This is a genomic window from Roseateles sp. GW821-FHT09B06 (assembly GCF_059418245.1).
The window spans coordinates 40419-55097 of record NZ_JBWKPM010000003.1; the positions used below are offsets into that span (position 1 = coordinate 40419).

Annotated in this window: 13 protein-coding genes; 12 read left to right on the top strand and 1 reads right to left on the bottom strand. The window is 70.6% G+C overall.

The window, feature by feature from the left end; translation table 11 throughout:
* Positions 1-72: 72 nt before the first annotated feature.
* A complete protein-coding gene (locus AC07OQ_RS03495) occupies positions 73-1128 on the top strand; it encodes a cyanophycinase (RefSeq protein WP_495051702.1) in 1056 nt (351 codons plus the stop codon).
* Positions 1129-1218: 90 nt separating this feature from the next.
* Here the strand turns inward: AC07OQ_RS03495 and AC07OQ_RS03500 are convergent, their stop codons facing one another.
* Complete coding sequence (locus AC07OQ_RS03500; protein WP_495051703.1) at positions 1219-2598, bottom strand: class II fumarate hydratase; 1380 nt, start codon at positions 2596-2598, stop codon at positions 1219-1221.
* Positions 2599-2689: 91 nt separating this feature from the next.
* Here AC07OQ_RS03500 and AC07OQ_RS03505 point away from each other — a divergent pair, with 91 nt between their 5' ends.
* The 11 genes from AC07OQ_RS03505 (at position 2690) to gsiB (ending at position 14658) form a co-directional block, all read left to right on the top strand.
* The gene (locus AC07OQ_RS03505; RefSeq protein WP_495051704.1) at positions 2690-3346 is read left to right on the top strand and encodes a 2-hydroxychromene-2-carboxylate isomerase; all 657 of its coding nucleotides are present in this window, start codon (positions 2690-2692) and stop codon (positions 3344-3346) included.
* Between the two features lies 1 nt (position 3347).
* Positions 3348-3908: a DinB family protein gene (locus tag AC07OQ_RS03510; protein WP_495051705.1), complete on the top strand. Its 561-nt coding sequence runs from the start codon at positions 3348-3350 to the stop codon at positions 3906-3908.
* A gap of 57 nt (positions 3909-3965) precedes the next feature.
* Positions 3966-4454, top strand: coding sequence for an OmpA family protein (locus tag AC07OQ_RS03515; protein ID WP_495051706.1), 489 nt, complete (start codon positions 3966-3968; stop codon positions 4452-4454).
* A gap of 115 nt (positions 4455-4569) precedes the next feature.
* Positions 4570-6474, top strand: coding sequence for an AfsR/SARP family transcriptional regulator (locus AC07OQ_RS03520; protein ID WP_495051707.1), 1905 nt, complete (start codon positions 4570-4572; stop codon positions 6472-6474).
* 76 nt (positions 6475-6550) lie between these two features.
* Positions 6551-7081, top strand: a complete 531-nt coding sequence (locus AC07OQ_RS03525; RefSeq protein ID WP_495051708.1) for an OsmC family protein — start codon at positions 6551-6553, stop codon at positions 7079-7081.
* A gap of 9 nt (positions 7082-7090) precedes the next feature.
* Entirely contained in the window at positions 7091-7951 is an 861-nt protein-coding gene (locus AC07OQ_RS03530; RefSeq protein ID WP_495051709.1) for a class I SAM-dependent methyltransferase, read from the top strand.
* Positions 7948-8778 (top strand): class I SAM-dependent methyltransferase, encoded by an 831-nt coding sequence (locus AC07OQ_RS03535; protein WP_495051710.1) that lies wholly within the window; start codon positions 7948-7950, stop codon positions 8776-8778. The genes AC07OQ_RS03530 and AC07OQ_RS03535 overlap by 4 nt, the downstream gene beginning before the upstream one ends.
* Before the next feature lie 427 nt (positions 8779-9205).
* On the top strand, positions 9206-10141 hold the full coding sequence (locus AC07OQ_RS03540; protein ID WP_495051711.1) for a MurR/RpiR family transcriptional regulator: 936 nt from the start codon (positions 9206-9208) through the stop codon (positions 10139-10141).
* Positions 10138-11109, top strand: coding sequence for an isoaspartyl peptidase/L-asparaginase family protein (locus AC07OQ_RS03545; protein ID WP_495051712.1), 972 nt, complete (start codon positions 10138-10140; stop codon positions 11107-11109). The genes AC07OQ_RS03540 and AC07OQ_RS03545 overlap by 4 nt, the downstream gene beginning before the upstream one ends.
* 26 nt (positions 11110-11135) lie before the next feature.
* Positions 11136-13040 (top strand): dipeptide ABC transporter ATP-binding protein, encoded by a 1905-nt coding sequence (locus AC07OQ_RS03550; protein WP_495051713.1) that lies wholly within the window; start codon positions 11136-11138, stop codon positions 13038-13040.
* Positions 13041-13104: 64 nt separating this feature from the next.
* On the top strand, positions 13105-14658 hold the full coding sequence (gene gsiB, locus AC07OQ_RS03555; RefSeq protein ID WP_495051714.1) for a glutathione ABC transporter substrate-binding protein GsiB: 1554 nt from the start codon (positions 13105-13107) through the stop codon (positions 14656-14658).
* Positions 14659-14679 lie beyond the last annotated feature (21 nt).

The window sequence follows — 14679 nt, forward strand, 5'->3', positions numbered from 1 at the left end:
CGAGCCCGCCCGATCCCCGGCGGTGCCGTGGAGGCAGCGATGACACAGCCGACCCGCCGATTCCGGCTTGCCATGACGCGGGGCCTCGCGGCCCTGGCCGTTCTCTGCCCCCTGCTGCTGCATGCGCCCCTGGCGCAGGCGGCCGGCGGGGGCGGCAAGGGCGGCGCGACGCCGACCTACAGCTCCAAGGCCTACGACTACTACCTCAGCGGCAATGCCGCCGATGTCGCGCCCGCCGCGCCGTCCGGCCAGTTGCTGGTGCTGATGGGCGGTGGCACCGATGTCGATGCGGCCTTTGCGGCCATGCTGGCCCGTGCCCAGGGGGCGGGCAAGTCCCGCATCGATGTGGTGGTGGTCCGTGCCTCGGGGGCCGATGGCTACAACGACTATCTGATGGCCCTGGACCCGGCGGTCGATTCGGTGGAATCCCTGGTCATCAAGACCCGCGAAGGCGCCAACGATGCCGAGGTGAATCGCATCGTGGCCGGCGCCGACGTGCTGTTCATCGCCGGCGGCGACCAGTGGAACTACATCAATCTCTGGAAGGGGACGGCGCTGGATGCCACCCTGAAGGGCCTGGTCGCGCGCAAGGTGCCGTTTGGCGGCACCAGCGCCGGCCTGGCCGTGCTGGGGCAGTTCGACTTCTCGGCCGAGAACGACACCATCAGCTCGGCCCAGGCGCAGAGCAACCCCTATGACCGCCGGCTGCGCCTGGATCGCGAGTTCATCCACGAGCTGCCCTGGCTGGCCGGTGTCATCGCCGACGCCCACCTGGTGACGCGCGACCGCATGGGCCGCTTGATGGCCTTCCTGGCCCGCATCATCAAGGACGGCTGGGTGGCCGGCGCCGACCTGGCGCGCGCCATCGGGGTGGACGAGGAAACCGCCGTCGTCATCGATGGCGGCATCGGCAGCGTGATGGGCAAGGGCGCCGCCTACTTTCTGCGTCCCACGATTGCCGCCAGCACCATCGAGCCCAAGACCCCCTTGACCTTCCGTTCCGTGGGCGTGCGCCGTCTGCGTGCCGGAGAGGGCCCGTTCAATCTCGCGAACTGGCCCGCCGGCGTCGACTACCACCTGTCGATCGAGACCGGCGTGCTGACCTCCTCGGCCGGCAGCCCCTACTGAGCCGATCCGCCCGCCCGCTGCCGCTTGCGCGGGGGGGCCTGGGTTCGGCGCCGGATAACGGTCGGCGCGGTCGGCGCGGCCGGCGCCTGCTCAGAGGCCGCCGCGGGTGAGCTTCTCCGGATCCAGCAGGGTCAGCAGCTCGGCGCGCGTCAGGCCGCTGTCCTCCTCGGCCACATCGAGCACGGGGCGGCCCTCGGCATAGGCGCGCTTGGCGATCGCTGCGGCCTTCAGGTAGCCGATCACCGGGTTCAAGGCGGTGACGAGGATGGGATTGCGGGCCAGCGCCTGGTTCAGCGAGGCCTCGTTGACCTTGAAGGTGGCGATCGCGCGTTCGCCCAGCAGGGTGCTGGTCCTGGCCAGCAGCACCAGGCTGTCGAGCAGGTTGTGCGCCACCAGCGGCAGCATCACATTGAGCTCGAAGTTGCCGCTCTGGCCGGCGATGGTGATCGCCGCGTCATGGCCGATCACCTGGGCCGCGGCCATCGCCACCGCCTCCGGGATCACCGGGTTGACCTTGCCGGGCATGATGGACGAGCCGGGCTGCAGCGCCTCCAGTTCGATCTCGGCCAGGCCGGCCAGCGGGCCGGAGTTCATCCAGCGCAGGTCGTTGGCGATCTTCATCAGGCTGACGGCCAGGCCCTTGAGCGCGCCCGACAGCGCCACGGCCGCGTCCTGCGAGCCCATCGCGGCAAAGAAGTCCGGCGCGGTGCCGAAGGGCAGGCCGGTCAGGCTGGACAGCTCCCGGGCGAAGCGCGCGGCAAATTCGGGGTGGGCATTGATGCCCGTGCCCACCGCGGTGCCGCCCTGGGCCAGGGCCTGTATGCGGGGCTGCAGGCCCTCCAGCTGGGCGATCTGCGCCTCGATCTGGGCCGCCCAGCCGTCCAGCACCTGGGACAGGCGCACCGGCATCGCGTCCATCAGATGGGTGCGGCCGGTCTTGACGAAATGGCCGTCGCTGCGGCTCTTGGCGCGGATCGCGCTCGCCAGGCCGTGCAGCGCCGGCAGCAGCTCCTCGTGCAGGGCCAGCGCGGCCGAGATATGCAGCGCCGAGGGGATGGCATCGTTGCTGCTCTGGCCCATGTTGACATGGTCGTTGGCGCTGACAGCTTTGCCGGTCAGGCGCGCGGCCAAGGTGGCGAGCACCTCGTTGGCGTTCATATTGCTGCTGGTGCCGGAGCCGGTCTGGAACACATCGACCGGGAAATGGCGGATGAAGTCGCCCTCGGCCAGCAGCGCGGTGCCGGCCTGCTCGATCGCCACGCCGGTCTCGCTGGGCAGCAGACCCAGGGCGACGTTGGCGCGCGCGGCGGCCAGCTTGACCTTCAGCAGCGCGGCGATGAAGCGCGCGGGCATCGGCCCGCTGATCTGGAAGTTCTGCACGGCGCGCTGGGTCTGGGCGCCGTAGAGCGCGTCGGCGGGCACTTCCATTTCGCCCATGCTGTCGCGTTCGATGCGGGTCTGCTGCTTCATGCGGTGCTCGCTCCATATGACGATCTGCGGCCAGCATAGCCTCGCACAAATCCCCGGTGCGCGCCCGACCCTTTTGGCCTATCGTCGGCCCATGCTTGAGACGACCTTTCCGGAGCGCGCGCTGCAGGCCGTGCCGCGCGTACCGATCCAGTTCTATTTCGACTTCTGCTCGCCCTATTCCTATATCGCCTCGGAATGGGTGGACGCGGTGGCGGCGCGCCATGGCCGGCGCGTGCAATGGCATGCGATCCTGCTGGACGTGACCTTCCAGGCCGCGGAGCTGAGGCCGCTGGCGGCGCATCCGATCAAGCGCGACTATGCGCTGCGCGACTACGCCCGCTCGGCCGCCTATGCCGGCGTGCCCTTCCGCCAGCCCGAGGCCTTTCCGCTGCCGACGCAGAACGCCGCCCGGGTGTTCTGGTGGCTGAACGCGCAGGACCCGGCGCGCGCGGTGGCCTGGGCGCGCGCCGGCCTGCGCGCCTACTTCACGCGCGGGGTGGCGCTCGACGACGCGGCGCAGCTGAAGGCGCTGGCGGCCGAGAGCGGCATCGACGCCGAGGCGGCCGAGGCCGCCTGGAGCGATCCGTACTGGAAGGAGCAATTGCGCGCGGCCAATGACGCGGCGATCGCCGCCGGCGTGTTCGGCGCCCCCTTCTTCATCATTGACGGCGAGCCCTTCTGGGGCCATGACCGCCAGGGCCAGATCGAGCGCTGGCTGGCCTCGGGGCCGTTCAAGGGACTGCTCTGAAATGCATCTGCTCGACCTGCTGCTGACCCAGGCGCGCGCCAACCGCCTTGCGAACCGGCGCCTCGCCGAGGCGCTGGCGCGGCTCGGCGAGGGCGAGTTCGTGGCGCCGCGTGTGGGCTTCTTTCCCAGCCTGGCCGCGACCCTGAACCATGTGCTGGCGGTCGACATCTACTACATCGCCGGCCTGTACGGCGAGCCCGACATGGAGGCCCAGTACCGAGCCTTCAAGCCCTGCGCCACGGTGGCCGAGCTGGCCGCGCGCCAGGCCGCCTGCGACGAGCGCCTGATCCGCCTGGTGGCGGGCCTGGCACCCGGCGACGAGCTGCGCGACATCCTGCTGGACCGTGGCGAGGAGCGCCAGCATGCGCCGCTGGCCCATGTGCTACAGCATCTGTTCATGCACCAGACCCACCACCGCGGCCAGGCCCACGCGATGCTCAGCGGCACCGCGCTGAAGCCGCCGCAGCTGGACGAGTTCCTGCTGCCCAGCGACGCGGCCCTGCATGCGGACGATCTGGCCGCGCTGGGCTGGCGACGCGAGCAGCTGTTTCCGGGGCTCTGAGCGCCCGGGCACGCTGACTACAATGCGCTGGCATTCGCAACCAGAGGGGAAGCGTTCATGACGACTCCGTTTGTTGGCGAGGACGAGGGCATCGCGCTGCGCCTGGTGGGCATCGTCGTGCTGCTGGTGCTGGGCCTGGCCGTCGGCATCGGCGTCCACAAGGCGCGCATGCCCAAGCCGGCCGCCACGCCGGCGGCCCAGGTGATGCTCGACGAGGTCGCGGTCGTCGTGGTCGAGAACGGCAAGGTGAAGTTCTTCTTCGCCACGGCCAGCGCCGAACTGGCCGACGGCGCCAACGAGGCGCTGGGCGGCCTGGTCAAGGCCATGGGCGAGGGCGGCAAGCCCCTGGTGATCAGCGGCTATCACGACGCCACCGGCGACGCGGCGCTGAACGCGGAACTGGCCAAGCGCCGCGCCCAGGCCGTGCGCGAGGCCTTGCTGCGGCTGGGGGTGGCCGAGGCCGGCATCGAGCTGCAGAAGCCCGTGCTGAGCGTCGGCAGCGGCACCCTGCGCGAGGCGCGCCGCGTCGAGGTGCTGCTGCGCTGAGCGCGCCTTGCTCGGGCGCGCAGGACGGCGTGACAGCACCGGCTTGTCGTCACACAATCCGCCGATGTGGCAACTCCAGCTCCTAGGCCCCTGCCGGCTTGCAAGCGATGCCGGGATGGCCACGCCCTCGCCCAAGGCGCAGGCATTGCTGGGCCTGTTGGGCAGCGCCGGCCCCGCCGGCCTCGCGCGCGAATATCTGGTCGGTCTGTTGTGGGAGGACGCGCCCCGGGCGCGGGCGCGGCAGAGCCTGCGCCAGTTGCTGAGCGAACTGCGGCGAGACTGCCCCGTGTTGCAGCTCGGCGGCGGCGAACAGGTGATGCTGGACCCATGCTGCGTCGGCGTCGACCTGTGGCGGTTCGAGCCCGCGGCGCGATCCCTGGATCCCGAGCAGCTGCAGCTGGCCTCCTCGCTCTACACCGGTCCGCTGCTGCTGGGCAGTGCCGCCGTGGGCGAGGGATTCGATGCCTGGCTGACGGGCGAGCGGGCGCGCGTCGAGCGCCTGGCGCGGTCGGCGCTCGAACGACTGGCGCGCTCCCTGCTGGTGGCAGCGCGCCACGAGGCTGCCGTGCCCTGCCTGCAGCGCTGGCTGGACCTGGACCCTGGCAACGAACTGGCGCATCGACTCCTGATGCAGGCATGGGCGGACCTCGGCCGACGCAGCGAGGCGCTGGCCCAGTACGACCGCTGCGCGACGCTGCTGCGGCGCGAATATGGCGCCGCGCCGCAGGCCGAAACCAGCGCGTTGCGCGCGGCCTTGCGGGCCGCGTCGAGCGCCCCGGACGATGGCCGCGGGGCCGGCGGCGGCGTTCTGGCCCTGGCCGTCCTGCCGCTGGCCGTGCCGCCGCAGGATGGCGCGCTGGACGGCCTGGCCGCCGTGGTGGCCGAGGATCTGAGCGCCGCGCTGGCGCGCCATTCGGAACTGGCCGTCACGGCCCCGGTCGCGGTGAAGGCGGTGGCGGCCCGGACGCAGGGCGATCTGGTGCGCACGGCCGAATTGCTGAAGGCCCGCTTCCTGGTCGGCGGTGGCTTGCGTCGCACGCCGGAAGGGCCGGTGCGGCTGACGCTGCACCTGATCGCGGGCGAGGATGCGCTGTACCTGTGGAGCTTGCAGGAAAACCTGGATGCCATGCCGGCGTCGGGGGTGCTGGACGAGCGTATCGCGGCCTGGGCCGCCGAGATCGACCTGCAGGTCAGCGTGGCCTGGGCGCGCCGGCAGCGCAGTGGCGAAGGGGGGGCGGGCGACGCTGCCCGCGACCTGGTGCGCGATGCCAACAGCACCTTGTTCGCGCGCGGCTGGGCCGAGGACTCCGTCCGCGCCGCGCTCGACTTCTACCGCCACGCCATCGCCGCCGATCCCCGGCACGCGCTGGCGCGAGCGCAGAAGGCCATCGTGATGGCCCTGGCCGGCAATATGGGCCTGCTCCCGGGCGAGGCCGTGCGCGCCGAGGCACTCGCCGAGGCCGAACGCGCGCTGGATCTGGAGCCGCGCAACTCCGAGGTGCTCGGCTATGCCGGCTGCGCGCTGGCCGATCTGGGCGATCCGCGCCGTGCCCTGCCCTTCATCCAGCGCGCCGTGGACACCAACCCCGGCAATCCCCAGGCCTGGGCGGCGCTGGGCGCCGCGCAATTGATACTGGGCGAGACCGAACGGGGCATCGAGCAATTGCGGCGCGGCCTGCGCCTGAGCCCGGACGACTACCGCCGACCCGTCTGGTACACCCTGCTGACAGGGGCACTGCAGCGGCTGGAACGCCTGGACGAAGCCGCTGCCGCGGCCGAAGCGGCCTGCCGCGCGGACCCGCGCTTCTGGCCCGCGCGCATCGTCCGCGCGGGAGTCGAGCTGGAACGCGGCCACCGTGCCGAGGCCATGGGGGCGCTGCGCGAGGCCTGGCGCATCCGCCCGCGCCTGAGCCCGGCAGAGCTGCGCGTCTGGGTGCGCAAGCGGCGTTTCGATGCGCTCCTTGCCCTGTGGCGGGAAGCGGTGCCTCCGAGCGAAGCGCTCCCATTGACGCGGCCTTGACGCGGGCTTGACGCCCGCCACGCATCATTGCCGAACAGGGCCGCCAAGCCACCAATCGGCCCGAGGAGAGCCAAGCATGAGCATCAGCAGCAGCACCACCGCAACGATCCGCGCCGCCTGGGACCGCATGCAAGCCGCGTTCGAGCGCAAGCCCGCGCTGGCGCTGGATCATGGGGTGATGCGGGCGCGCGTGACGGACGGCCTGCGTTGCCAGCTGCAGGAGGGCGATTGGACGCTGGCCGTCGACATGCCCGTCGAGGCCGGCGGCGGCGGCCAGCATCCCACGCCGGGCGTGCTCGGGCGCGGCGCCCTGGCCGGCTGCCTGGCCATCGGCTATGCGGCCTGGCTGGCGCGCGCGGGCCTCTCCTGGCGCAGCCTGGAGGTCGAGGTCCGGGCGGACTTCGACAACCGCGGCATGGTCGGCATTGCCGGCGTCAACCCGGCCTACCTGCGGGTGCGCCACACCCTCTACATCGACAGCGATGCCCCGCAGGATGCGCTGCGCCGCGCGATCGACCAGGCGCAGAGCGCCAGCCCCTATCTGCATGTGTTCGCCGACCCGCAGCCGCTGACCGGCGAGGTGGTGTTCGGGCCGCGTGGCGCCTGAGCCGTCGCCATGGAAGCCGCCCTGCAGCTGCGCGTGCAGCGCTATGGCTGGGATCGCGCCGCCGCCCATTACGACCAGGGCTGGCGGCAGGCGCTGGCGCCGGCCAGCGAAGCGCTGCTGGCGCAGGCCGCCATCCGGCCGGGCGAGCGTGTGCTCGACGTGGCCTGCGGCACCGGCGTGCTGACGCTGGCGGCCCAGCGTGCCGTCGGCGCCGGCGGCCTGGTGGTGGCCAGCGATCTGTCGCAGCAGATGCTGGCCGTGGCGGCCCAGCGCCTGGCGGACGAGGGACTGCCGCCGCCGCGCTTCCTGCGGGCGGACGCGCAGGCGCTGGACGAGGTGCTGTCCGAGCGCGGCTTCGACGTGGTGCTGTGCGGCCTGGGCCTGATGTACATGCCGGATCCGGAGCGCGCGCTGGCCGCGATGGGGCGCTGCCTGCGGCCCGGCGGACGCCTGCTGGTGTCGGTCTGGGGCGAGCGGCGCGACTGCGCCTGGGCCGAGATCTTTCCCATCGTCGACCGGCGGGTCCGCTCCGAGGTGTGCCCGCTGTTCTTCCGCCTGGGTAGCGGCGCGGCCCTGGAGGGCGCCCTGCAGCAGGCCGGCTTCGCCGCGGTGGCCAGCCGCCGCGTGGATGCCCTGCTCACGTACGCCGGGGCCCGCTCGGCCTGCGAGGCCGCCCTGGTGGGCGGTCCGGTGGCGCTGGCCTACTCCCGCTTCGATCGCCGCACGCGCGAAGCCGTGCAGGCGGAATACCTGGGTTCGATCGCCCGCTGGTGCGATGGCACGCGCTATCGCCTGCCGGGCAGCTTCGTGATCGCAAGCGGCGTGCGGGCCGTTTCCCGCACCTCTGACACTGGGAGTGCAACACCATGAGCATCGACAACACCGTGGCCCCCGAGATGCAGGCCTTGAAGCAAAAGCTCAAGACGACCTGGATGGCCGGCGACTACGGGCATTTCGCCAAGTTCCTCGAGCCGGATGCGCTGGCATTCCTGGCCCGCCTGGACCTCAAGCCGGGCCAGCGCCTGCTGGATGTGGCCTGCGGCGCCGGGCAGATCGTCATCCCGGCGGCACGCTTGGGGCTGGATGCCACCGGCGTCGACATCGCCACCAATTCGATCCTGCGGGCCCGCGAGCGGGCGACCGAAGAGGGGCTGACGACGGCGCGCTTCGACGAGGGCGATGCCGAGGCGCTGCCCTACGAGGACGCGGCCTTCGATGTGGTGGCCAGCCTGTTCGGGGCGATGTTCGCGCCGCGGCCCGACCTGGTTGCCGCCGAGCTGCTGCGCGTGTGCCGCCCGGGCGGGCGCATCGTGATGGGCAACTGGACCCCGCAAGGCCATGTCGGCCAGATGTTCAAGGTGATCGGCAGGCATGTGCCGCCCTCGCCGCTGATGGCGTCCCCGCTCGCCTGGGGCGACGAGGCGACGGTGCGCGACCGGCTGAACCGGGGCGCGGCGCGCCTGGTCAGCACCCGGCGGCTCTATGCGATGCGCTACCCCTTCGGGCCGGCCGAGGTGGTGGAGTTCTTCATCACCTACTACGGCCCGACCAACCGCGCGCATGCCGCGCTGGACGCCGCCGGCCAGACCGCATTGCGCGCCGACCTGGAGCAGCTCTGGGCCACGAACAACCGGGCCGGCGACGGGTCCACGCAGGTCGAGTCGGAGTTCCTGGAGGTCGAGGTCTGGCGGAACTGAAGGACGCGCTCGAGGTGCATCCGGGCGGCCATGGCCAGGGCGCCGCCGGGGGCAGGGCATCGATCCGTCGGGCGTGCCGCTGCCTCCTGCCGCGCTCACCGCCTCGCGTGCCGGCGCGCCCATGGAGATTCCGCGCGAGCTGCCGCGATCTCGCGGTGAGTCATGCAATCTCCCTTGCCCCCGCGGACGGCCAGCCTGCCGCTCCGCGGGGCACTCCCATCCAACTCCACGCCCTGCCATGGCATCGGGCCCTCGATGTGCCGCCTGGACTGTCTGGATGGCGGCCCGCCTGCCCGCGGCCGCTGTCATACGCATGTCACCCGATTGCGTTTGATCAATAAATATCGCTATGATCGCGCCGATTGAAAATTTGTGATCAATCGGATCACGCATCCTGATCCCACCACGCGGTAACACTGGCAGGCAGATGGCGACCTTTCCCGGCAACCCCTCGATGGCCCAGCGCATTGCGCGGGCCATGCCGTCGCTGACGCAATCGCACCGCCAGGTGGCCGACTATGTGCTGGCCCATCCGCTGAAGGTGGCCACGATGCCGATCGACGAGCTGGCCGCCGCGGTGGGCGTCTCGGTGGCCACCGCGAACCGCTTCGCGCGCGCCCTGGCCTTCGAGGGCTATCCGCAGTTCCGCGCGGCCCTGGTGCTGGGCTTCGAGACGACGCTGGCGCCGGTGGCGAAGCTGCGCAGCAAGCTGGAGCGTTCGGCCCCGGTGGCCGATGTGTTCGCCGCCGTGCTGGCCGACACCGCGCGCAATCTGGAGGGCATGCGCCAATCGCTGGACGGCCGCGCCTGCGTGCAGGCGGTGGAGGCCATCCTGAAGGCGCAGCGCATCTACATCATGGGCTACGGCGCCAGCAGCTGGCTGGGCGGCCTGCTGATGCGCAGCCTGGACCGCTACTGCGAGAACGTGCAGCTGCTCTCCAGCATCGAAAGCTCGTCCTATGGCGCGCGCATGCTGGGCCGCCTGAAGCCGCGCGACCTGGTGATCGCGATCGCCTTTCCGCGCTATTTCTCCGACACCGTGCTGCTGGCCAGGCGCGTGCACGAGGCCGGCGTGCCCCTGCTGGCGCTGACCGACGGCCCGGGCTCGCCGCTGGCACCGCTGGCCACGCTGGCGCTCTATGCCAAGACCGAGAGCCAGTATTTCGCCAATTCCGAGGCCAGCGCGCTGGCCCTGATCGAGGCGCTGTGCAGCGCCGTCGCGCATTCGGCCAAGGGCTCGCTGCTGGCGGCCGAGCAGCTGACCGAGTCGGTGCTGCCCTGGCTGGACGGCGGCCACGCCGAACGGCTGCGCCCGTTCAATGGCTCCGCTCCCGCCAACAAATCCACCAAGGCCCGCAAGTGACACCACCGATTCCCGTGATCGCCATCCATGGCGGCGCCGGCACGCTGAGCCGTTCCAATATCAGCCCCGAGCAGGAGGCCGTCTACCACGCGGCCCTGGCCGAGATCCTGCGCGCCGGCCAGCAGCTGCTGGCCGCGGGCGGCACGGCGCTGGATGCGGTGAGCCTGGCGGTGGACCTGCTGGAGGACTGCCCGCTGTTCAACGCCGGCCATGGCGCGGTGTTCACCAGCGCCGAGACCCACGAGCTGGATGCCGCGGTGATGGATGGCGCCACCCTGGCCGCCGGCGCGGTGGCCTGTGTCGGCCGCATCAGGCGACCGCTGCGCGCCGCGCGCGCGGTGATGGAGCACAGCGAGCATGTGCTGCTGGTGGCCGAGGGCGCCGAGGCCTTTGCCGCCGCGCAGGGCCTGGAGCTGGTTGACCCGAGCTACTTCTCCACCGAGTTCCGCCGCGCGCAGCTGAAGCGCGCACAGGCGGCCTCGGTGACGGTGCTGGACCATGACGGCGGCAACGACGCCGACGGCAATGGCCGCCCGCTCGACGAGGGCCGCAAGTTCGGCACCGTCGGCGCCGTCGCGCTGGACGCCCGGGGCAATCTGGCCGCCGCCACCTCGACCGGCGGCATGACCAACAAGCGCCCGGGCCGGGTCGGCGATTCGCCGCTGATCGGCGCCGGCACCTATGCCGACAACCGCACCGCCGCCGTGTCCTGTACCGGCAGCGGCGAGATGTTCATCCGCGCCAGCGCGGCCTTCGATGTCTGCGCGCGCATGGCCTATGGCGGCCAGTCGCTGGCGCAGGCGGCCGAAGGCGTGGTGATGCAGGCGCTGCCGGCGATCGACGGCCGCGGCGGCCTGATCGCCGTCGATGCCCAGGGCAACGTCAGCCTGCCCTTCAATACCGAAGGCATGTACCGCGGCCAGATGCGCGTCGGCGATGCCGAGCCGCAGACGGCGATCTTCCGCTGATCTTCCCTTTCGAGTAGTTCCTTCCTATGTCCTCCACCGTGCTCGAAGCTCCTTCCAAGAACAGCGCCCTGATCCTGCCGGAGCGGCGCGTGCTGGCCGTCAACGACCTGTCGGTGCGTTTCGCCACCTCCGAGCGCCAGGTCGATGCGGTCAAGAACCTCAGCTTCCATGTGGACCGCGGCGAGACCCTGGCCATCGTCGGCGAATCGGGTTCGGGCAAGTCGGTCACCTCGCTGGCGCTGATGCGCCTGGTCGAGCATGGCGGCGGCCGCATCATCAATGGCTCGATGGCCTTCCGCCGCCGCGGTTCGGACGGTCAGGTGCTGGACCTCGCGAAGGCCAAGGATTCGACGATGCGCGAAGTGCGCGGCGCCGACATCGCGATGATCTTCCAGGAGCCGATGACCTCGCTGAACCCGGTGTTCACCGCCGGCGACCAGATCGCCGAATCGATCCGCGTGCACCAGGGCAAGAGCGCCAGCGCGGCGCGCGCCGAGGCCCTGCGCATGCTGGAGCTGGTGCGCATCCCGGAGGCGAAGAACGTGCTGGACCGCTACCCGCACCAGCTCTCCGGCGGCATGCGCCAGCGCGTGATGATCGCGATGGCCCTGTCCTGCAAGCCCTCGCTCTTGATCGCCGACGAGCCGACCACGGCGCTGGACGTGACCATCCAGGCGCAGATCCTGCAGCTGATCCGCGCGCTGCAGGACGAAATGCAGATGGGCGTGGTCTTCATCACCCACGACATGGGCGTGGTGGCCGAGGTGGCCGACCGCGTACTGGTGATGTACCGCGGCGACAAGGTCGAGGAGGGCGCCTCCGAGGCCATCTTCGCCGCGCCCCAGCACCGCTACACCAAGGCCCTGCTGTCGGCCGTGCCGCGCCTGGGCGCGATGCAGGGCCTGGACCATCCGCTGAAGTTCGAGCTGCTGCGCACCGAGGAGACGACGGCCGAGCCCGAGCCGGCCCGGCCGCAGGACACGGTGCGGCCCGATGCCGCACCGATCCTGAAGGTCAAGGACCTGGTGACCCGCTTCGACATACGCAGCGGTTTGCTGAACAAGGTGACGCGGCGCGTCCATGCGGTCGAGCAGATCAGCTTCGAGCTGCGCCCCGGCGAGACCCTGGCCCTGGTGGGCGAGTCGGGCTGCGGCAAGTCCACCACCGGGCGTTCGCTCTTGCGCCTGGTCGACAGCCAGAGCGGCCTGATCGAGTTCGGCGGCCAGAACATCCGCGAGCTGCCCACCCACACGCTGCAGGGCCTGCGCCGCAATATCCAGTTCATCTTCCAGGATCCCTTCGCCTCGCTGGACCCGCGGGTCACGGTCGGCTTCTCGATCATGGAGCCGCTGCTGGTGCACAGAATAGCCTCCGGCGCCGAGGCCCAGGCAAGGGTCGACTGGCTGTTGCAGAAGGTCGGCCTGACGCCCGAGCATGCGCAGCGCTACCCGCACGAGTTCTCGGGCGGCCAGCGCCAGCGCATCGCGATCGCGCGCGCGCTGGCCCTGAACCCCAAGGTGGTGATCGCCGACGAGGCGGTCTCGGCGCTGGACGTGTCGATCCAGGCGCAGATCGTCAACCTGATGCTGGACCTGCAGCGCGAGCTGGGCATCGCCTTCCTCTTCATCTCGCACGACATGGCGGTGGTGGAGCGGGTCAGCCACCGGGTCGCGGTGATGTACCTGGGCCAGATCGTCGAGATCGGCCCGCGCCGCGCGATCTTCGAGAACCCCCAGCATGCCTACACCAAGAAGCTGATGGCCGCCGTGCCGGTGGCCGATCCGGCGCGGCGCAAGCGCCAGCGCGAGCTGATGTCCGACGAGATCCCGAGCCCGGTGCGCGCCCTGGGCGACGAGCCGAGCGTGGCGCCGCTGGTGCAGGTCGGCCCCGACCATTTCGTGGCGCGGCACCGCGTCAGCGGCGCCTACTGAGCTGCTGCTCTTTCTTCTTCTTCGCTTCCTTCCACCACTCCATTACCCCTCAGGAGTTCTCTTCATGACCGTACGCATGACCCCGCTGCGACGCAGCCTGTTCGCCGCCGGCCTGCTGGCCCTGGCCGCTTCTGGCTCGGCGCTGGCCGCCAAGGACGTGGTGCTGGCCATCAGCGGCCAGCCCGAGACCCTGGACCCCTACAACACCAACACGACCTTGACCACCGCGGTCACCAAGTCCTTCTACCAGGGCCTGTACGAGTTCGACAAGGACCTGAAGGTGCGCCCGGTGCTGGCCGAGAGCCACCAGGTTTCGAAGGACGGCCTGGTCTACACCTTCAAGCTGCGTGCCGGCGTCAAGTTCCACGACGGCACCGACTTCAACGCCGAGGCGGTCAAGACCACCCTGGACCGCGTGCTGGACCCCGAGAACAAGCTGGCGCGCTTCAACCAGTTCAACCGCGTGGACAAGGTCGAGGTGGCCGGTCCGCTGTCGGTGCGCATCACGCTGAAGGAGCCCTTCGGCCCCTTCATCAACTCGCTGGCCCATGCCTCGGCCGCGATGATCTCGCCCACCGCGCTGAAGAAGTACGGCAACAAGGACATCGCCTTCAACCCGGTCGGCACCGGCCCCTTCACCTTCGTCGAGTGGAAGCAGACCGACTTCGTCAAGGGCAAGAAGTTCGACGGCTACTGGCAGAAGGGCTATCCCAAGGTGGACAGCGTGACCTGGAAGCCGGTGCCCGAGAACAACACCCGCGCCGCGATGCTGCAGACCGGCGAGACCGACTTCGCCTTCCCGCTGCCCTACGAGCAGGCCGAGGCGCTGCAGAAGAACGCCAAGCTGAAGGTGACGACCAGCCCGTCGATCATCACCCGCTACGTCAGCTTCAATCAGATGCAGAAGCCCTTCGACAATCTGAAGGTGCGCCAGGCCATCAACTACGCGATCAACAAGCAGGCGCTGGCCAAGGTGGCCTTCAACGGCTTCGCGGTGCCGGCCGAGGGCTATGTGCCGCAGGGCGTGCTCTACGCCCACAAGATGGCGCCCTGGCCCTATGACCCGAAGAAGGCGCGCGAGCTGCTGAAGGAGGCCGGCTATCCGAACGGCTTCGAGTCGGTGCTGTGGAGCGCCTACACGACCACCACCGCGCAGAAGACCATCCAGTTCCTGCAGCAGCAGCTGGCCCAGGTCGGCATCAAGGTGACGGTGCAGGCGCTGGAGCCGGGCCAGCGCGTCGAGTGGGTGCAGCAGGCCCCGGACGCCAAGGCCGCCAAGGTGCGCATGTACTACGCCGGCTGGTCCTCGTCGACCGGCGAGGCCGACTGGGCCCTGCGTCCGCTGCTGGCCACCGAGGCCTGGCCGCCCAAGCTGAACAACACCGCCTACTACAGCAACGAGGTGGTGGACGGCGCGATCGCCAAGGCCCTGAAGTCCACGGACGACAAGGAGAAGGCCGATCTGTACCGCCAGGCCCAGGAACAGCTGATGAAGGACGCGCCCTGGGCGCCGCTGGTGACCGAGAAGAACCTCTATGCCACCAGCAAGCGTCTGTCCGGCGTGTTCGTGATGCCCGACGGCAATATCAACTCGACCGAGATCGCGGTCTCCGAGTAATCACCGTGCCCGCCCGCGTCC